Here is an 18,496-nt window from a genome sequence, read left to right as displayed (position 1 = left end):
TACTAGTAGATATAGCGAAATATTGAAACCAAGTGAATCCAAGCCGAGCCAATAACGTGCATTATTGGATTACCGCTTTCAACAATCACACTCGCTCGTGAACCTGAGATCATCGAAGGATCCAGTTCGTTAACGGTAATGCGGGTACGTACTTTCTGTTGCTCACGGATCCAACGCGTATCATTGGTCACGCTAGACAGTTTGCCATTGGCGTTATTGGTGTCGTAAATCGCACGCTCTTGGCTACTTACTTCACCCGTAAAGACTTTGCCCGGTAGCGCATCAAAAGAGACCAAAACTTCGCGGCCATTAGTTAGCTTATCAATGCCTTTCTCATTGAAGTCTGCACTGATCCACGCATGAGCTTCGTCCACCAGCAGCAATGATGAAGTACCTTGAGTGATATAACTGCCCGATTGCAATTGTAAGTTGGTCACGACGCCTTCCGTTTGCGCGACGACTTGAGTGTGGCCTAAATCCAGTTCCGCACTGGCAAGTTTTGCTTCTGCTAATTCAATGGCTGCAGTGCGGTCTTGGGTCGATAACTCAACTTCAATACGTTTCACTTCCGCGTTCGCAGCTTCAACCGCACTACTCGCAACTTGTGTATTGGTGATTGCATCATCAAGATCTTGTTCAGTCGCAAGTCCTTTGTTACGCAGTTTTTGGTTACGTGCGAGTTTCTGTTTCGCATTGTGATATTCAAACTCTCGTTGGCTTTGTGTTTGTTTCGCTGCTGCTAATTGCTGCCATTTCGCCGAGTCAGAATCACGTGCTTGATGCAGTTCGGCTTTCGCTTGTGCCACTTTCAATTGGTAGCTACTGGCATCGATAGCAAATAATGGCTGACCTTTTTCAACTAACTCGCCATTACTAACCATGACGTCGGTAATCACACCGGACACTTCTGGCGCAATGGTCGCCACGTTACGATACAAAGTCGCTTGAGTGGTGAAAGGGGAAACATTATCTGAGGTGACTAAAAAAGCGGAGAACAATGCTGCCGCTGAAAAAACAGTGTAAATTGCGTATCTATAAAAATTCTCGTTCATGCTTGTGCCTAATTTTCATTCGTTATAAAGCGCCGCGCTCACGGCTTATTCGATTCTCTTGTCTACGAAAACTAGGTTATAACCATTCACAAATGGAAAATAGAGCCAATTAAAGAAGTGATAATTCCATATTTGGAAAGGTTGATGATTTGTACCAATTTCGCTCAATGGTTGAGCGAAAAGGTCAGATAAGGGTGTATTGAAACGTTAGAATTCCATTCCTCTCCTTCCCTTCCCTACGAGCAATAAGAGATAGAAGAAGTAAGCCGCACCCAGTTACATTCCATTGGATTGCTTAATTTGCACTGGCTTCTTATGGTTAAAATGCCTATTGTACAAACCATAAAATTATAGAGACTCGCGGCCTTTGCCACAGAGACTCTCCATTTAAAGCGAAAAGACTTACTATGAATTTTGATATCAATGCACTGAAACATCACCAACTGGTCGAAGATGGTCAATTAGAAGGATGTTACATTCATCAGCCTGTGCAAGGCAGTCAGCCAGATGACAAAGCCGTTTTAGAAGAGCGCCAAGCGCTGGAAAGCCAAGGATATAAGGTGGTTCAGGTTAAAGCGAAAGGCGGAACAACAACGTTTGCCGAGGCTATGCAAGAGCTTGCGAAAAAGACAGGCCACCAGCCTAAATAGTAAGTGACTTGGTAAACCAATATGGTCACTTGGTTCTATATCGAGAAAGCACCCTACCGACTATTAAGTCAGCAGGGTGCTTTTTTATTTACTGCCTTTTAACTAACTGATTTTCCAACTTCCCTTACTGAGCTAAGTTACTGACTCAGCTGACTGAACTTCGGCAAACTCTTCACAAACCTCTGGTGTACATCCATATAAGTTTGCATATAGATTTCATCGATATTGTCACCACTCGGGAAGCTGGATGAGAAATCTATGTGCTTACGGTCAATCGACAATTTCGCGGCCTCGACAATATGAGCAATGAACATTCTAGGGTCTTCTAAGCCGATAGAGATACGCATTGTGGTCGGTTTGATGCCTGCTTCATTGAGCGCTTCATCACTGAGTTCTGAGTGCGTAGTCAGTGCTGGACACAGCGCCACGGTATTGGTTTGCCCTAAACTTACTTGCATGCCGATAGCGGGCTCAAGCATGTCGAAGAACTGTTTAAAGCCATCTCGATTAATTGGCGGACGGTCGCCGTTACCTTCCATATCAATAGTGAAAAGCGCCGCTGGCAATCCCAAGTACATGTTGTTCTGGCAGTGCTCATAGTTATCGCTGTTTGGCAAAGCTGGACACGACACATTGATGTCTGGGTGAGCATCGAAGATCTTCGCGAGAGTCAGGGTATTAATCGTTTTCTGCACTACACGCATCTCATAGGTTTTCATGCCATTGAGCACTTCAAACGCTTTGTCTGCATCTAAGAATGCGCCCTTAATGTAGTACACATTCCAAAACAGCGTTTCGTTCCATGGGATTTTGGCCTCATCACCGTTGGGCTTGGTGAAAGTGACATCCTCTCCTTTTGGCACAAACATAGTCTCATTGCGACCAATCACAACCCCAGCAGTTGTGGTGCCAGAACCCGCCAGTTCTTTGGTGTAGGAGTGAATCACATAATCTGGCCTTTCCATCACATCATCACGTTTTAGTACTGGGTGCAGTAATGGCGTGCCCACTGTCGAGTCGACAATTACATCCCAGCCACGAGAGTGACCAGCTTTACTGATGCTAGCCACATCTAACACGTACCCATGCGGGTTACACGGTGACTCTAGGTAAACGTAGATTTTCTTACCTGCGGCTAGACGATCTGCGTATTTATCAGCAACTTCATCAAGGCGAGTCGCAAACTCATCACCGGAGTAACCATCCACCCACTCTACCGCGACATTAAGGTTCGACGGCTTGCCAAACCAATCTTCCAACAGCTGGTAAGAACCGCCGTAGATATTGCGTGAAGCCAATACAATGTCTTCATGCCCGAGCAAGTGGCTCAACAACCCATCAATAGCCGCCATACCCGAGTTAAAGTTCCATGCGAGGTATTCGTTGGCTCTAGAGCCTGCCTCAATATCAACCATATGGTTAGCCAGTGAAATCGATGTTGGGTTAAGCAGTCGAGAGTAAATATCGTGCAGCGGCTCTTTACCGTTGAACGCATCTTCAATCCATTCTGTACACGCAAACAAATAGGTAGCAGTGCGTGTAATAACAGGGCTGGCAGAGAAAATAGCGGCAACATTATCGAAGATAGGATAAGCGCCTTTAGACGCAAAATTGCCATTATTGGTGGCAATAGATTGGTAAGTAGCACGCATTGGGTTTTGCAGATTATCGAGGATCTTAGCGATCTGGAATGACAAGAAACGTTTGGCGTTAAACCAAGCGATTCGGTCACTCTTGTCGAGTTCTGAAAGTCCATCAACCGTCAGTGCCCAAAGATCGTGAGTCTTGGTATTGGCTTGGTACAGTGTCGTCGCCAGTTCAATCAGCGTGACGCCGTAATCACTGTTTGGGTCGATACCAAAATGCTTTGCTTGCTCAATGGCAAGGGCTTCTGCTTGTTCATGTTTGGTTGTTTTACGCAGCGGGCTAAGTTGAGTTGAAGTATTCATAATTCCTAAGTCATTCCATGCTTATTGTTCCTCTTTTAATTTTAGTTTTGGGCAGATGTTAAAAATTGCTATTTGCGCAGTAAGACATACACTTTGAGCAATAATATTGCCAAACTAAATTCAATATTGATGGATTATGCTAATGGATGAGATCGACAAGAAAATACTGGCTGAACTGCAAAACAACGCTCGGCTGACTAATCAAGAGTTGGCCGATCGAGTGGCACTGTCGCCCTCTCCTTGTTTACGTCGAGTTCGAGCATTAGAGAAACAAGGGATCATTCGTGGCTACCACGCTAGCGTAGATCAAGAAGCGTGTGGCTTACCTGTGAATGTGTTTGTGTTGGTGAAGCTTGAAAAGCCGACAGAAGAGAACATGCGAGACTTCGAGAAGCACATTGAAGTGATTGACGAGGTGTTAGAGTGTTTTTTGATGACAGGCAATCACGACTACCTATTGCATGTCGTCAGTGAATCACTCAAAAGCTACGAGCAGTTCATCCGCAAACAACTAACTCGCCTGCCTAATATTGCTTCTATTGAATCGAGCTTCGCGTTTGGGCAGGTCAAAACCAAGACTAAGTTGCCAGTGAGATAATTAGAAACGACTTAATTTAGCTGTGCTGATGGCATTGGATAGTCGTCTCCAATCATACAGATAAGTGCGCCGCCAAAAGCTTTGTCGTAACGTATTTTTCCTATCGCATCAGAGCTTTCTATGCTCGAACTGCCGTCTACCATCTGATTAATTTCTTGTGCGACTTTTGTTGGCACCAACCAAATACAAGCCGCAACAGAGCAAGTGGATGACGACGATTCGCAACCGGTCTCGGAGCTTCCTCTTACCCAAAGACTATCCTTCTCCTTAAGCAGTAATTGCGTTGCTATGTAATCTGGGTGGTCGATGTACTGATCGCCACCTATCCATGTATCGTCATAAGGTAGATATGGCCCTTGCCATGTTGATAAGCCCGGATTTTCAATTAAGTGATTGATGTTTAAGTAGCCGAAGTTCGTGTCGGTATCGGAAGTGATGGGAGGCAGAGAGCCATTATCACGAGAATATTGCTCAGCAGCATCCAAAACAGTATTAAGTTGGCCGATTAGAAATTTTGCCTCGTCGACACGGGACATTCGGTTCCCGAACGGGTTGTAGATAAAAAAAGCGGCAATGAACATCAGTAAGCCAAACGTTACAAGTTTCCATTTTTTTATCTGACGCAAAAGTTTCAACATCTATTTTTATCTCTCATCAAGAAGGTTCTGATAACGCTAAGGTCGTCCCTGTGGAAAAGATTATACCAGAGTAAAATCAAGCGTTTTGCATTGAAACGTACTTGTCCATATCTGTGGCAAATAGACCTATCTCTGATGTGCCCAACTTAGAGCTAGAACCTCCGTAAAACAAACCAAAGCGATGGGAATCGATTCGAAGTGATCGTTTTATCTGACTGTCATTTAATTTTTGTACTTTGATATAACAAATAGCTCGAAAATTATTGAGCGATCGTTCAATTAAATTGAAATATCTTCTATAGTTGATTGGTCAAACAACTCACAACAAGGAAAAGTTATGAATCCAAATACCGAATCTCAATCAACGCCGACTCGATCTATCCCTCAAGAAGCATTTGATTGGTACGACGAATATGCACACGGCCTGATTGATCGCAGAGAGTTTATGGCTCGTCTATCTGGGCTAGCTGTACTTGGCTTAACCATGACGACGCTAACTTCTGCATTGATTCCTAATTATGCGCAGGCAGAGCAAGTCTCTTTCAATGCTCCTTCCATCAAAGCAACCTACGAGAAGTTTTCTTCACCTAAAGGACACGGCGAAGGCTATGGTTACTTGGTTGTACCCAAAGAGTTAGAGGGCAATGCCCCTGTTGTATTGGTCATTCATGAAAATAGAGGCTTAAACCCATACATAAAGGATGTGGCAAGACGACTCGCAGCAGCGGGTTTTATTGCGTTTGCACCTGATGCACTCTATTCGCTTGGTGGGTATCCAGGTAATGATGATGAGGGTCGAACAATGCAGAAGTCGCTATCACGAGAGAAAATCGAAGAAGACTTTATCGCAGCCGCAAACTTCTTGAAATCCCATGAAAAAAGTAACGGCAAGCTAGGCGCAGTCGGTTTCTGCTTCGGTGGCTATATCGTGAATATGTTAGCGGCTGTCATGCCAGAACAACTCGATGCGGGCGTTCCCTTTTATGGTACTCCTGCCGCACCAGATTTGAGAAAGAACGTTAAAGGCCCCTTGCTGATCCAATTTGCAGGAATCGATAAACGCGTGAACGCAACTTGGCCAGACTATGAAGCCGAACTCAAAGAGAACCAAGCAGACTACACCGCTTACATCTATGACGGCGTGAACCATGGCTTCCATAACGATTCAACTGGCCGCTATGCTGAAGAAGAAGCAGAGTTAGCTTGGAAACGTACACTTGAGTTCTTTAACCAAAAGCTTTCTTAATAGGCAATAGAGTAATTTGATCTGTTGTGGAATCTAAATTTACATTGTGCAGTTATCTGGAAGGTGTTACTAATTTGTCCTATGAACAGAATTGACCTAAATGCAAAAACCACCACTACCACCATGAGGTTACTCAGGGTGTAGGCTTTTGCGTCGTCAAAAAACCTCTGAGTGATTCATCGCCAGAGGTTTTTTTGTATCTAGGCTTTGTATTTCACTCAGAACAAATAAGAGATGTTCGTTCTACGCGAATTAAATTGAACTTCAGCTATTAATTATAGATAGAAGTGGTAACTCAGTTAGGAGAAGACATGCAACCTAAAGATAATAAAGAGCAAGTAAGCCCAGTTTCATCTCGGTTTGAAGAAACTGCTGTAATACCTGGCTCGGCACAAATAACACCGATTCTTGTTTATGGTAAGCGTCGTATTAAAAAAGAAAAACTTGGTGAATTTAATAGTGCATTTCAAGCTTTCTCCAAATCAGCTTACGAAGAAAACCCAGACATAAAAGCAATCTTTGCCTTTCCTGATAAAGAAGATCCTTTGGCATACTGGCATATTTTATGGATACGAAGTGCCCGAGCGTTTAACGATTACTTGTCTCGCCCTACTCAAGGAGAACCCTTGTGGGATACGTATGATTTCTCCTCTGAAAGCCCAGACACTTTAGCTGTGTATGGCGGGTGGGATGAAGAGACAAGAACGAAAACTCTAGCTGTTTCAGGCGTACGCTACGAATTTAAGAATAGTATTGCAGGCTTCATGAAACCTGATGGCGGTAGAGAAGAAGGTCCTCCGTTATTTGGGTTTACTACGCGTTACGTAAAACCTGGCCGAATACAGAATCTAGGCACTTCATTCCAGACAGTATGTGACATGTGGTGCCAAAAGATTCCAGGTATCTTGATGGCTGCTGTCTTCCCAGATGAAAACACACCTAATTTGGTTCACGACTTGAGAATATTTGCCAACCATAGCTCTTACTTAGCGCATGTCGACAAGTCTGACAATTTGCTAACGGAAGCAATGGCTGCATGGTTTGAAAATTACGACACCAGCATCCCATTTTCAGGACAACTTTATGCCGCGAACACAAAAGATGAAGCTCTCCATACAAGTTCGATTAAATCGAGTTCCACGCCCAGAGCCCAACTTGAGACATTCCATTTCGGCGAAGATGGTATGTTGGGGCAAATGCCTAATATGACTCGAAATGACTAACAACGGACTCAGTATCTATCGAGCTACTCTAGTCCATAAAGGCCTCGCACACGCGAGGCCTTAGTTTTTTCTACCTAGCAACAAATATAAGCTAGAAACTACTATAAGAATGAGGAACGCGATTTTCTTCATCCCAGCCTGATAGCTCAATATTGATCAATGATCTGCGCTGCTCATTGCACAGTGAAGCGATATTGATGATAGGGAGTTGGCTGCGAAACTGCGCGGTGAGTATCACCTTTTTACTTTCACTAAGGCTGCTTCGACATTGCGCCAAAATCGCTTCAGTATCTAGCTGGTGTGCGTTTTCGATAATTTGGATATCACCGTTCTCTTGATAGCAATCTATCATCCAAGATACAGCTGGCACTTCGATGCTGGTGAGTACGATGACATCTTTTGTTGTGACCAATTCTTTGAGTCCAGATAGTTTGAGTTCAGTTTCCATAATTACTCTCATTCAGCAGCAAATACATTAAAGTCGGTTGCCCAGTTTAGCCTGTGCTAAATGGTAGCCTCTGTCTATCATCTCTTGTGAGCGATCAAACTCTAAGGTGCCACAGGCATTGCGTGGGAGTTCGAGCGTAATATCGGCGGGATAAGCGGCCAGTTTTTGGCGAGCAATGGTCGATTGCATCGCATCAAACGCTTGGTTGGCAATGTCGTAGGCCGCAAAATTGAAGCTCATTTTACTTTTTACGCTGCTGCCTAGATTATCGATAAAATGAACAACCTTTTCGTGCAGGTTACTCTCTTTCGTTGGTAGGGAAACAGGGATAATTTCCTGTTGAAGCATTTCAGGTTCACCACCTAAGTTCACCGCCAGTGTAAAGTCTGTGTTGTCACCAAAGGTAGGCGCAATTGGTACGGGATTGAGTACTCCGCCATCAATGAGTTCTTCGCCATTGACGACATGAGGTGTAAAGAACAATGGCAAAGAGATAGAGGCACGAATGGCATCAAACAGAGAACCTGATTGCAGCCAAACCTCTTTTTCATCGGCGACGTTGGCAGCAACTGCGGTATAAGGGATGGGCAGATCTTCAATTGAAATCTCGCCGATCAGTCCACGCAGTGTGTCGATGATCTTGTCGCCTTTGAAGATACCACTCGATTGCCATGAAAAGTCCAACAACATCGCCATGTCCCCTTGGTCGATACTGGTGACCCACTCTTCAAATTCATCCAACTTACCCGCAGCGTAGACACCACCGATAAGTGCGCCAATTGAACAGCCAGAAATGGATTTTATCTGATAGCCATGCTCAATTAACCAGCGGATGACGCCAACGTGAACCAAGCCTCTTGCGCCACCACTGCCAAGTACCAATGAGATCGTTTTTGCCATCGTATCAATCCTTTAAATCATGAGTTCTTTGAATAAAAACTATATCACTTCGTGTAACCTTAAGCAGTGTAATGCTTTGAAAAGACCTAAAGCCGCTGGTGAACATCTTCATTTTGGGATAGTAAAAATTATCTTCTAGCTTACACCTTGGTCTCAAACGCCTGAACAACGTTGAAGGGTGTTTCACCATCCCCCCACCAAAACGCCAGAAAGCACTGATTGGTGGACGTTATCTGCCGCTTTAGCACCAAGTATTTCTTGTTATATATTCGTTTATTACCAATAAAGCTCATCACCTACAAATAAACAGACACATACTCTCTACCGAGTCTAATACTCGTCGGCTTGCTCTACGACTAATGTCTAACCGACTGAGTCTATTTGTTTTTTTTGGTTTGGTATAAGGTACTAACAACTAAATGTTAATGAATCTTTAATTATAAGTTGACGCATTGTTTGCGCTTCTGCATGAGTAAACAACGTTTGTTGGAATAACACACCTTAGAGTGTGAACGAAAGGAATCAAAATGAGCACTACTTTAGAGTCCGCACATATACAAACAGAGAAGCCTCAAGCCAATGAGGATGAACTCACCTATGAACAACAACATAAACCAAGCTCAGAGTTTGAATCCCGAGAACAGTATCTAGAACACGAATTACAAATCATGTCGCCTAAGCGCTGGCGTCCCAATTTGCCGTTTAAAGATTATCGATTTGAGATAGAAGACACCATCCCAGCGATGGCGGCGACCATTGGTAAAGTGGTTATGGTAGGTGCGATTGCAGCCACCTTTGCTGGAGCTCTCGGGTTAAATGAAGATTTTATTCTAGAGAACGTTCGATACGAACTCCTTATTGCCTCTGTCTTCATCATCCTTTTCTCTGGTTTTCTACTACCAACGGCCAACCTCGCAGGTACACACGGTCCACTCATTCCATTGATTCCGATTGTGGTTGCGGCTGGCGGTCACCCAATGGCGTTTGGCCTGTTGATTGGCGCGTTTGGCCTGCTGTTAGCCATCAGTAAAGGCGGCAGTATGTTGGCCAATCTCACCAGTAAAGGCGTTTGTGGTGGCTTGCTACTCTACCTTGGCTTTGTAGGAACCGCTTCTCAGGTAAAAAAACTGTTCGCTTGGGCTGAAGGCATCGGCATGAGCCACATCGCTTTTGTCGTGATCTTCTGCACCATTATTCTGTATGCGCTATTGGAACACTTCCGCAAGCGTTGGTTAGCGGTACCTCTTAGCTGCTTGCAGGGTGGTACGATTGCATTTGCCATGGGTGCCCCATTCGCTTTCCACACTGAGCCAGGCTTACCTAACATGAACCCTATGTATTGGTGGGGAGAAGATACGGGTTGGATGCTAGGTCTACCGACGATTGAGCACTTCATGGTGGTATTGCCGTTTGCGATTCTAGCAGTAGCGATGTGGTCACCAGATTTCTTAGGACATCAAGTATTCCAAAAGATCAGCTACCCAGAGCGTACTGAAAAAGTACACATGAACATTGACGACACCATGACCACTGCGTCTATTCGTCAAACGTTTGGTTCTCTGCTTGGTGGTACTAACTTTACGTCTTCATGGGGGACTTACATCGTACCAGCGGCGATTGCTAAACGCCCTATTCCTGCTGGCGCATTGCTAACGGCTCTGTTCTGTATCATCGCCGCAGTTTGGGGTTACCCGATGGATTTAGCTATCTGGCAACCTGTACTGTGTGTCGCGCTGATTGTTGGGGTATTTGTGCCATTGCTAGAAGCTGGAATGGAAATGACGCGTGAAGGAAAAACCACACAGTCGGCAGCGATTGTTGTATTTTCTTCAGCGCTCGTTAACCCTGCATTTGGTTGGGCTCTCACCATGCTGTTGGACAACTTAGGCTTAGTTGGCTGTAAAGAACGCAGTAGCGAACTAAGCAAGATGAGCCGTTGGGTATTGCCAGGCATTATGTTTATTGTGCTAACAAGTGTGATGGCGTTGGTTGGCCTTCTACCAGGGATTCCAGCGATTATCCCAAGCTTTCGTTAAGCTAGATTAATCGTTAACTTCGCTAGAAATACAAAGGCCTCGTACATGCGAGGCCTTAGTTTTTCTATCAAGGGTTAATAGCCCTACTTCACTGGCTTTAATTCATTCGGGTAATGAAGGTTTGTTCGTCATCGACAAAAGCCACGTAGTCGCCGTGATAGATGAAAACACGCCCTCTGCCCTCAACGATACACGCCAGTTGTGGGTTTAAATCTTCTTCAAGATCCTTACTTTGGTACGTGCCAGTATCTGAGATCACGCCGCGGAGTGTAGGCAAAAACCCACAGCTGCGCTTGGCTTGATCAATCAGGCTTAATTCACTGCTAATAGAGAAGTAAGACGGGATAGGGCCAGCATCTTCGATAAACATCGGTTTCAATTCTTCAAAAGCTGTAATCACCAGCCAGTCGATGCCGTTCACATGATGGATAAACATTGTTTATAAATACCTAGATTCTCGATAGTTCTGATGCAGGGATTCTATCACTATCAAGTGTAGAGCGTGGGAGAAATTGAGTTTCACTAGGAACACAAGAAGGCCCCGCAATCGCGAGGCTTTCGTTTTTCTATCGAACCGTTACCGTTATCCTTTAACAACGACAGCACCCTACTTCACTGGCTTCACCGATTTCGTCACGTTGTATTGAACGATTCTAGCATCAAAACCTCCCCCTCTAACTCCCCCTCAAAGGGAGTTCACCGATCTCTTTAGATGAACGCCCGAGGGGGAGAACATTCTTTGGCACTGAACATATAGCTGCACTTGTCACGATCGGTATTCAGTTCCTCCCCTTTCCCGTTGCCAACAAGAGACTGGAGATGTAAACCAAGGGGAGGTTAGGAGGGGATTGTCACGTGCAACTACCCTATTTCACCAGCTTCAAAGCTTTCACCAGCATAATGTTGAGTTGCTGAGTCGTGCTAGCACTGGGAAGTGGCTTGATCCTTCAATGCAGCAAATGCTACAAACCTTGACGTGTTTCTAATTCGTTTCTGAGTCCGCCAATCTCGAAATTTCTTGCTAAAAAGGTAGAAAAGTTTATAGTATTTTTTAGCTAAATTTGAGAATCAATATGTCATTACAGAAAAAACAATCCAAAGTATCACTGAACATTAAAATTTCATCAGACTTAGATGTTCGTCTTAAACGAGCTAGAAAAGCAGCACGTGAACAGGGGTTGATGTTCAACGTATCTCAAGAAGTTGAAAAGTTTCTTGAGAAGGAAATAAAGAAAGTGGAACGCCAACTATCAATCGATGAAGAGATTAAGAATAACCTCGAGGATCTTGGTGGGCTTGATATAGATAAAATGATGAAATCAATGGATTAATCAAAAATAACAAAGCGTGGAGATAATTATGGGCACAATAATCGGACTGTTAATTTTAGCCGGCATCACTGTATTCCTAAAGCGTCAAACGGGACTTCATTTGCATGAGTGGATTGCAAAAAAATATAAAGACTCTCAAGACAAAAAATAATGGACTCTATCAGTTTGACAGGCTCCATCGATTTGACTTAAAAAACTAAGGCCCCGTAATCGCTAGGCCTTGGTTTTATCTTCTAACGGCTATAACTATCTTTTAATAACTACCGCACCCAACTTCACCGCTTTCATCAACGTTAGGTGAACTGCTTTGGTTACTCTAACAATAGGAAATGACCAGTCAGATAAATGAGTGTCGCTATTGGTTCTGTAGCCTATTGAATCCATTAATTCGCTGATGTAGCTGCGTGCCCATAGTCAACGACACAAACAGGCTAATCAAAGCAATCACTGCTCCTGTAACAAACACCCATTGATAACCAGACATCCAGACAATTCCCAACAAAAAGGGTAAGAACACCGCTGCAATATGGTTGATAGTGAATGACAAACTCGCCGTTGAAGCCACTTCATCTTCCCTAATTGTCTTTTTAAAGTAAGTGTTTAAAGCTATCGCAAAGCTAAAAATGATACTGTCGATAACATATAACCCCGCTGCCGCATAATGATCATCCACAAATGCGTAAGATAGGAACACCAACACTAACGCGGCATACTCAATGATCAAAGCGAGCCTCTCTCCTACTCGATCTATAAATCTCCCAACATACGGTAGAGCAAGAGTCGCAGCTAAGCTGGAGACCATAAACAGAGCGGCCATCATCGCGATCGTATATTGAAACTTGGTCACCATCAGTAAGCCAGCAAATGCCACAAAGATCTGTCTTCTTGCCCCATTCAAAAAGGTAAGAATGTAATAGGTCGTGTACTCGCGTCGGACAATGAGTTTGGTATGTTGCTTCACCTTTGTGTGAGTATCTTGGAACGTGACCAAGTAAACCGCCAGCCAGAAACATATTGCTCCACAAGTAAAGAAAATGACCTTATCTGAAACATCAAACAAATAGCTCGCAACCATAATGCCTAGAAAAGTCACCATTGAGACAAAAGAGGCTGCAGAGCGAATTTTCCCCATTGATTCACTGAAGTTCTCAGTCGCTAACAACTGTGTTGAGAGTGATTTGTTCACCGCTTCTAAATAATGGAAACCAATAGACATGATCGTCGTGCTGAAATAGAAGCCATAAATCGAAGGCAAGTACCCAGTCACGGCAACACCTAGCCCTAATGTTGCAACCGACAATACCGCGACTCTTTGTTCTGAAGCGATGAACAACAGAAACAAAACAGTAAATGAGAGCAAGCCTGGGATTTCCCTAACACTCTGCAATACACCCACATCAGCACCGGTCATACCGACAGTATCGACAGCGAAGTTATTCATAACAACTCGCCATCCAGTATTCGCTATCACTGACGCGATAGCGATGATAACCAACATCGCGAATGAGCTTCGCGATGTTAAAAGCCTAAGCCAGAGAGTCATTTAAGCCGCCGATTCTAAAAGAAAATCTTGAATATGATCGCGCATGAATAAAGCCATCGAAGAGAGGTCTTCCCATGTTTCTTTATTCGTGTGGGTAATGCACTCAACAAAAACTTTGCTTAAGTGTGGCTCAGCATGTAGCCAACGACTGACATATTTCCCGGTGTAACACACATGCTGCATTTCATCTTCTAAGATTTTTTGAATCGTTGGACGCATTTGTTTCATGCAATCATCGTCAGACTCATCGATGATCGCCAAATGCAGTAACAGTAAACGCCATGAACGTATTTCAATAGAGTGAACCCTAAACAGGAATGTCTTGAGCTCATCGTCAAAGTTCATGACTTTATCTAACTCATATTGAACTTCATGTTCATGCGTTTCTGTCTCGTACCCAGTTAAAGGAATAAGACTGGCAAACAACGTAGAATGATTCATCTCATCGTTATAATGACGCAACATCAGCGGCCTTAATTCATCATCAGCATACCGCTCTGCGATCATTCGTAACCTTGCCGCACCTTTAGCCTCATCGATTGCATTGTGTAAAAGGTAGTAAGCCATCATCTTTTTATTTTGAAAAATAGTTCGAGCCAAACCATTCATCATCTCAGAAGTGAAAGACAAATCAGATACTAAATATTTCTCAATGCAATCCTTGTATTCTTTTGAAAGACTCACACCTTGGGTATCAAATAAATCATAGAGACTGTTTTGTATATTAATCATAAATCATTCCTTTCCTCAGCAGACATCTTCAATAAGACACTCTCTCGAGTGCCTTATTAAGAGGGAGCAAGCTAATTAGCGAGACTCTTTTTTGTGGTGTTCTGACGGGGCTGGATTCGGTTCAAAGGCAGCATTCGATCGCACCAGTCTTGGAGGTTGGTTAGAGATATCTTGCTTCTTAAGATTTAACGATAAAGCCGTTCTTAGTTTTCCGTTCATATTCAGATCCTCAAAAATAATGGTATGTTCTGAGCTTGGTAACGATATGCAACTAAGACAAAGAACACAGAAACAATACAACTCGTTAACAAATTGTTACACGATCATTTTTAGAATGTTATTTCTTGAGATTGGTAAGTATTCGGAGAGGTTTTACTTATTTGAGAGATTCATTGGAGATTGTTATTTGTCACTGAACATACAGCTGCACTGGCAACGATCGGTATTCAGTTGCTCCCCTTTCTCATTGCCAGCAAGAGGTTGGAGATGTAAAACCAAGGGGAGGTTAGGAGGGGATTTGTAGCGGATTATCACGTGCATCTGCCACTTTGTTTTGCTCGCTCTACAGAACACAAAAAGGCCTCGCGTGTGCGAGGCCTTGTTTTGCCTAAGTTTCAACGAACGATCACCGAAGTAATTGGCGATGGTAAAACCAAATCAACTCGAGAGCCATTCGTCCAGTACTGTGATGAATTTAGGGTTAATGAGATAACCGATGGAAGCGTGCGGATTGCTTTTCCCGTTGCGAATATTGAGGTTGTAAATCGGGTGGATATCTTTCATTCCGCCGGGTATCAGACCCAGTTTGAGCATACCCTTGAAGTCATTTTTAATTTTGCTGTCATGAGAGATAAAATCATCTTCTGCTGATATGTTTATCCATTGCTGAATGTTCAAAGGGTACTTCTTCTCATCTTTCAAGCGACTCCCTTTTAGCCTATCTTTTACGTTTTCATCGCCTAACGGTGACCCGAGCGTCAGCAATAAATTGACCTTCTTGTCCGCACCATAGTCGTGTCTATACTCTCCATAATGAGACAACTTCCATAACACGTCATAACTGATCATCGACCCAAGACTGTGCGATACAATCATCACATCATCCTGATTATCAAGCGCTTCCTTCAGTTCAACCATTAGCCTATGCCTGACATCGCTACCAAAATAGGTATCTTCATACCAATAATGCGCCATATCCGGCGCGACCATCGTTATGAGTGTCTCAGCCACACCTAGCTTTCCAAACAGCGATGAAAAAGTATCTGCTAACGCCTCTTTTAGAAAACCAATTTTAGATACCTTGTTATACGTTGTTTTATTGAACTGGCTTGTCTTGTACTTTTTGAGTTCAGACAACGCTTGCTGCCGACTTGCAGGGTCTTCCGTTGGTTTGTCTAACAATGTGTTTGATAGTTCACCGTAATAGACAAACCGTTTATCGACATCTTTAAAAGCTTGTAACGAACTTGAGTCTCCACAATCTCGCTGTAAGCCATGTTCTATAGCCTCGTACCAGAGTGCTTGAAGGGAAGCTTTATCGGGCTTTTGAGCGCGACCATGAATGAATATTATTTTCTTAGCCATAGCAGGACGTCCTAAACACATAGTTAAAATTATTATCAGTAGAAAGCACCACTAGATTCGGTCAGCCCTTACTAATAACAGTGGTGCTAATTACGTATCTAAGGGTGGTTGATAGAGCATTTATATAACTATGAGGCCGTCGTTTAAGGACCATAAAAGAATGAACGATGCGAACATTACTCACAAATTGAAATGAATGTATCTAGCAAAGCCTCCAACTAACAAAAAGGCCTCGCAAACGCGAGGCCTTAGTTTTATCTATCACCGATTACATCCATATTTTAACAACTACGGCGCCTACTTCACTGACTTAACCGCATTCATCAACGTTTCGTTGAACTGCTGTGGTTGCTCAAGCATTGGGAAGTGGCCTGAGTCTTCAATGTAGTAAATGCTGTAATCCTTGATGTGTTTCTTGTTCGCTTCTGAATCTGTTGGCCATAGACGAGCGTTAACCAATATTACTGGCACGTTCACGTTCTCATACACGCGGTGTGCTTCGCCAGTCACGTATTGGCCTAGATAATGGCGGAACTGGTTTATCGCGATAGCTGGCTGTGCTGATGCCATGTCTTGTGTTACCCAGTAAAGTAAATCTGCGTCTACGTCTTTTGGTAGCGAGTCTTTTAAAAACTATGGGGAGTCATCCCGCAAACCTGACGCATCCTTAACCTAAATTAGTGGTTTAATGTTGAGTAACCTAAAAGAGATATACAACTTTGACCAATAACGTTAACATAATGTTTTAAAGGGAAATTATCCTATAATCCTAGTGAAAAACTAGCGCGTCTTCGGGAGCAGTGAGTGAAAGTATTTTTAAAACATTACAAACTTTGTAATGACGCAGATGTATGGAAAGTATTTAGGACGATAGTTGTAAATAATAATATCGCTGATCTGATTGTGTTGATATGTCAGTTCTTACTCTTTACATTCGGAGCAATTGGTCTCAAGTATTTCGCAGAGGGAATGTTTCAGTCAACGTTGTCACTGTCTTTCTCTTTGATCATGTGCTTCAAAATGATCAAAAAATATAACAGATGCCGACAAAAAGCATTTGAACGTTACTCGAACATTTTCCAGCATGAGCTCTCATTTTTTAGTAAAAATAACGAATATTTACAATTCGTTTTATTCTATGAAGGGGCGATTAAATCAAAAACAGCAAAAAATTGTGATTTTAATAGCACTCTAGAATATTGTAATACCGAAATCGAAAGTTATTCACAATCACCAATAGTTACAAACCCTTGGTTCATAATATTTGCGTCCTTTTTAGCAGCATCACTAATATCACTATTTTGGGAGTCCAATGAGACATTTATGGCTATAGGGCTATTTTCCGTCGTTTACGCTTCTTTGTTTTTTGTGCCATGGATATTAAGCAATTCTGGAAAACACCGAGCATTGACTAGGTTAAGGAAATTCTGCTTTTGGGCACAAAAACTATCTGATGAAGAAAAAAGAGTATTCCTTAAGATCAGGTAGAATACATTTTAACAAGGTCGAAAAGTTTAGAGCAAGGCCTTTTAATCGTTGCTGAACTAATCGGCATGAGCGCACCATCTAGAACAAAAAGGCCTCGCACACGCGAGGCCTTAGTTTTATCTATAGAATGATTACAACCGCCCTACTTCACTGACTTAACCGCTTTCATCAATATTGTGTTGAACTGCTGTGGTTGCTCTAGCATTGGGAAGTGGCCTGAGTCTTCAATGTAGTAAATGCTGTAGTCCTTGATGTGTTTCTTGTTCGCTTCTGAGTCCGTTGGCCATAGGCGAGCGTTAACCAATATTACTGGTACATTCACGTTCTCATACACGCGGTGGGCTTCGCCTGTCACGTATTGGCCTAGATAATGGCGGAACTGGTTTATCGCGATAGCTGGCGGTGCTGAGGCCATGTCTTGCGTTACCCAGTAAAGTAAATCTGCGTCTACGTCTTTTGGTAGCGAGTCTTTCACGAATGCAGCAATACCCGCTTGGAAGTCTGCTTCAAAGGGTTTGGTCGTCGCATCTAGGTCGCTTTGTGAAACCGCTAGCGCGACGTTTTGCGACGTGTCGACACCAATAATGCCCTTCACTCTTTTCGGCATCAGTTTAGCGGCTTCTGCAATAACACCACCAGCCATTGAATGACCAACTAAGACGACTGAATCAAGTTGTTCTTTGTCGATTACGGCTTTGATGTCTTCAGCGAACGCAACCATGGTGTACTCTTCACGGTTGAACGATGAGTTACCGTGCCCTGCTAAGTCCATAGTGATCACTTGGTACTGCTTTGAAAACTCACTCACTTGGTTCTGCCATAGCCTGCTGTCTAAACTCCAGCTGCGAATGAAGATTAGCACCGTATCCCCCGCTCCCACTTCTTCCATACGCAATTTGCTCACCATCGTGAGATATAGAAATACCGTACTTAACCATTGAATCATGAGCCATGGCATTAAAGCTGCCAGCGCCATGAATACCAAGAATGTGATGTTTAGAATTAAACGTTTCATAGTGTCTCTCTACTTACTTTGGAGAGAACACAGAAAGCGCCCCTCTCAATCAACATAGCCACT

The 18,496-nt window shown here is 43.3% G+C and carries 17 protein-coding genes and 2 pseudogenes; 7 read left to right on the top strand and 12 right to left on the bottom strand.

What is annotated here, in order from left to right; translation table 11 throughout:
• Positions 1-2: 2 nt before the first annotated feature.
• Positions 3-1,052 carry an HlyD family secretion protein gene (locus MSG34_RS12805; RefSeq protein ID WP_050634529.1) on the bottom strand — a complete coding sequence of 350 codons (1,050 nt, stop codon included), beginning with the start codon at positions 1,050-1,052 and terminating at the stop codon, positions 3-5.
• A gap of 407 nt (positions 1,053-1,459) precedes the next feature.
• Here MSG34_RS12805 and MSG34_RS12800 point away from each other — a divergent pair, with 407 nt between their 5' ends.
• Positions 1,460-1,702: a hypothetical protein gene (locus MSG34_RS12800; protein ID WP_048611711.1), complete on the top strand. Its 243-nt coding sequence runs from the start codon at positions 1,460-1,462 to the stop codon at positions 1,700-1,702.
• A 137-nt stretch (positions 1,703-1,839) separates the two neighbouring features.
• Here MSG34_RS12800 and MSG34_RS12795 read toward each other — a convergent pair whose 3' ends face one another.
• Positions 1,840-3,651 (bottom strand): PLP-dependent transferase, encoded by a 1,812-nt coding sequence (locus MSG34_RS12795; protein WP_248337714.1) that lies wholly within the window; start codon positions 3,649-3,651, stop codon positions 1,840-1,842.
• Between the two features lie 142 nt (positions 3,652-3,793).
• On the opposite strand from MSG34_RS12795, the gene MSG34_RS12790 reads away from it, so the two are divergent.
• A complete protein-coding gene (locus MSG34_RS12790) occupies positions 3,794-4,249 on the top strand; it encodes an Lrp/AsnC family transcriptional regulator (RefSeq protein WP_122082511.1) in 456 nt (151 codons plus the stop codon).
• 11 nt (positions 4,250-4,260) lie between these two features.
• Here MSG34_RS12790 and MSG34_RS12785 read toward each other — a convergent pair whose 3' ends face one another.
• The gene (locus MSG34_RS12785) at positions 4,261-4,887 is read right to left on the bottom strand and encodes a type II secretion system protein GspG (protein WP_248337713.1); all 627 of its coding nucleotides are present in this window, start codon (positions 4,885-4,887) and stop codon (positions 4,261-4,263) included.
• Between the two features lie 337 nt (positions 4,888-5,224).
• Between MSG34_RS12785 and MSG34_RS12780 the strand changes: the two genes are divergently transcribed.
• Together MSG34_RS12780 and MSG34_RS12775 are read left to right on the top strand one after the other, a co-directional pair.
• The gene (locus tag MSG34_RS12780; protein WP_248337711.1) at positions 5,225-6,133 is read left to right on the top strand and encodes a dienelactone hydrolase family protein; all 909 of its coding nucleotides are present in this window, start codon (positions 5,225-5,227) and stop codon (positions 6,131-6,133) included.
• A 311-nt stretch (positions 6,134-6,444) separates the two neighbouring features.
• The gene (locus tag MSG34_RS12775; protein ID WP_248337709.1) at positions 6,445-7,356 is read left to right on the top strand and encodes a hypothetical protein; all 912 of its coding nucleotides are present in this window, start codon (positions 6,445-6,447) and stop codon (positions 7,354-7,356) included.
• Between the two features lie 91 nt (positions 7,357-7,447).
• Here the strand turns inward: MSG34_RS12775 and MSG34_RS12770 are convergent, their stop codons facing one another.
• Entirely contained in the window at positions 7,448-7,816 is a 369-nt protein-coding gene (locus MSG34_RS12770; RefSeq protein WP_248337707.1) for a hypothetical protein, read from the bottom strand.
• Positions 7,817-7,831: 15 nt separating this feature from the next.
• The gene (locus MSG34_RS12765) at positions 7,832-8,704 is read right to left on the bottom strand and encodes a patatin-like phospholipase family protein (protein ID WP_248337705.1); all 873 of its coding nucleotides are present in this window, start codon (positions 8,702-8,704) and stop codon (positions 7,832-7,834) included.
• A gap of 527 nt (positions 8,705-9,231) precedes the next feature.
• On the opposite strand from MSG34_RS12765, the gene MSG34_RS12760 reads away from it, so the two are divergent.
• Positions 9,232-10,740: a DUF3360 domain-containing protein gene (locus MSG34_RS12760; RefSeq protein WP_248337702.1), complete on the top strand. Its 1,509-nt coding sequence runs from the start codon at positions 9,232-9,234 to the stop codon at positions 10,738-10,740.
• 97 nt (positions 10,741-10,837) lie between these two features.
• On the opposite strand, the gene MSG34_RS12755 is transcribed toward MSG34_RS12760, so the two are convergent.
• Positions 10,838-11,176, bottom strand: coding sequence for a cytosolic protein (locus tag MSG34_RS12755; RefSeq protein ID WP_248337701.1), 339 nt, complete (start codon positions 11,174-11,176; stop codon positions 10,838-10,840).
• 637 nt (positions 11,177-11,813) lie between these two features.
• Here MSG34_RS12755 and MSG34_RS12750 point away from each other — a divergent pair.
• Positions 11,814-12,071 carry a hypothetical protein gene (locus tag MSG34_RS12750; protein WP_048609136.1) on the top strand — a complete coding sequence of 86 codons (258 nt, stop codon included), beginning with the start codon at positions 11,814-11,816 and terminating at the stop codon, positions 12,069-12,071.
• A 355-nt stretch (positions 12,072-12,426) separates the two neighbouring features.
• Here the strand turns inward: MSG34_RS12750 and MSG34_RS12745 are convergent, their stop codons facing one another.
• From MSG34_RS12745 to MSG34_RS12725, 5 genes and pseudogenes are all read right to left on the bottom strand, one after another.
• Positions 12,427-13,569, bottom strand: coding sequence for an MFS transporter (locus MSG34_RS12745; RefSeq protein WP_248338173.1), 1,143 nt, complete (start codon positions 13,567-13,569; stop codon positions 12,427-12,429).
• A gap of 45 nt (positions 13,570-13,614) precedes the next feature.
• Positions 13,615-14,346: a GTPase gene (locus MSG34_RS12740; protein WP_248337699.1), complete on the bottom strand. Its 732-nt coding sequence runs from the start codon at positions 14,344-14,346 to the stop codon at positions 13,615-13,617.
• 75 nt (positions 14,347-14,421) lie between these two features.
• Positions 14,422-14,565: a hypothetical protein gene (locus tag MSG34_RS12735; protein ID WP_248337697.1), complete on the bottom strand. Its 144-nt coding sequence runs from the start codon at positions 14,563-14,565 to the stop codon at positions 14,422-14,424.
• 438 nt (positions 14,566-15,003) lie between these two features.
• Positions 15,004-15,930 (bottom strand): hypothetical protein, encoded by a 927-nt coding sequence (locus MSG34_RS12730; protein WP_248337695.1) that lies wholly within the window; start codon positions 15,928-15,930, stop codon positions 15,004-15,006.
• A 297-nt stretch (positions 15,931-16,227) separates the two neighbouring features.
• Positions 16,228-16,563, bottom strand: a pseudogene (locus MSG34_RS12725) (alpha/beta hydrolase); the annotation flags it as partial.
• Between the two features lie 171 nt (positions 16,564-16,734).
• On the opposite strand from MSG34_RS12725, the gene MSG34_RS12720 reads away from it, so the two are divergent.
• A complete protein-coding gene (locus MSG34_RS12720) occupies positions 16,735-17,418 on the top strand; it encodes a hypothetical protein (RefSeq protein WP_248337694.1) in 684 nt (227 codons plus the stop codon).
• A 142-nt stretch (positions 17,419-17,560) separates the two neighbouring features.
• Here the strand turns inward: MSG34_RS12720 and MSG34_RS12715 are convergent.
• Positions 17,561-18,433 (bottom strand): annotated as a pseudogene (locus MSG34_RS12715) (alpha/beta hydrolase).
• Positions 18,434-18,496 lie beyond the last annotated feature (63 nt).

The organism is Vibrio sp. 1CM2L (genome assembly GCF_023161695.1).
In the GTDB taxonomy this organism is placed as follows: Bacteria; Pseudomonadota; Gammaproteobacteria; order Enterobacterales; family Vibrionaceae; genus Vibrio; species Vibrio coralliirubri.
This window is presented reverse-complemented; position numbering and strand designations above follow the sequence as displayed.

Bases quoted from the DNA above. Each gene is read 5' to 3' on its own strand.
- MSG34_RS12805 (WP_050634529.1), bottom strand. From the start codon at position 1,052: ATGAACGAGAATTTTTATAGATACGCAATTTACACTGTTTTTTCAGCG.
- MSG34_RS12800 (WP_048611711.1), top strand. From the start codon at position 1,460: ATGAATTTTGATATCAATGCACTGAAACATCACCAACTGGTCGAAGAT.
- MSG34_RS12795 (WP_248337714.1), bottom strand. From the start codon at position 3,651: ATGAATACTTCAACTCAACTTAGCCCGCTGCGTAAAACAACCAAACAT.
- MSG34_RS12790 (WP_122082511.1), top strand. From the start codon at position 3,794: ATGGATGAGATCGACAAGAAAATACTGGCTGAACTGCAAAACAACGCT.
- MSG34_RS12785 (WP_248337713.1), bottom strand. From the start codon at position 4,887: ATGTTGAAACTTTTGCGTCAGATAAAAAAATGGAAACTTGTAACGTTT.
- MSG34_RS12780 (WP_248337711.1), top strand. From the start codon at position 5,225: ATGAATCCAAATACCGAATCTCAATCAACGCCGACTCGATCTATCCCT.
- MSG34_RS12775 (WP_248337709.1), top strand. From the start codon at position 6,445: ATGCAACCTAAAGATAATAAAGAGCAAGTAAGCCCAGTTTCATCTCGG.
- MSG34_RS12770 (WP_248337707.1), bottom strand. From the start codon at position 7,816: ATGAGAGTAATTATGGAAACTGAACTCAAACTATCTGGACTCAAAGAA.
- MSG34_RS12765 (WP_248337705.1), bottom strand. From the start codon at position 8,704: ATGGCAAAAACGATCTCATTGGTACTTGGCAGTGGTGGCGCAAGAGGC.
- MSG34_RS12760 (WP_248337702.1), top strand. From the start codon at position 9,232: ATGAGCACTACTTTAGAGTCCGCACATATACAAACAGAGAAGCCTCAA.
- MSG34_RS12755 (WP_248337701.1), bottom strand. From the start codon at position 11,176: ATGTTTATCCATCATGTGAACGGCATCGACTGGCTGGTGATTACAGCT.
- MSG34_RS12750 (WP_048609136.1), top strand. From the start codon at position 11,814: ATGTCATTACAGAAAAAACAATCCAAAGTATCACTGAACATTAAAATT.
- MSG34_RS12745 (WP_248338173.1), bottom strand. From the start codon at position 13,569: ATGTTGGTTATCATCGCTATCGCGTCAGTGATAGCGAATACTGGATGG.
- MSG34_RS12740 (WP_248337699.1), bottom strand. From the start codon at position 14,346: ATGATTAATATACAAAACAGTCTCTATGATTTATTTGATACCCAAGGT.
- MSG34_RS12735 (WP_248337697.1), bottom strand. From the start codon at position 14,565: ATGAACGGAAAACTAAGAACGGCTTTATCGTTAAATCTTAAGAAGCAA.
- MSG34_RS12730 (WP_248337695.1), bottom strand. From the start codon at position 15,930: ATGGCTAAGAAAATAATATTCATTCATGGTCGCGCTCAAAAGCCCGAT.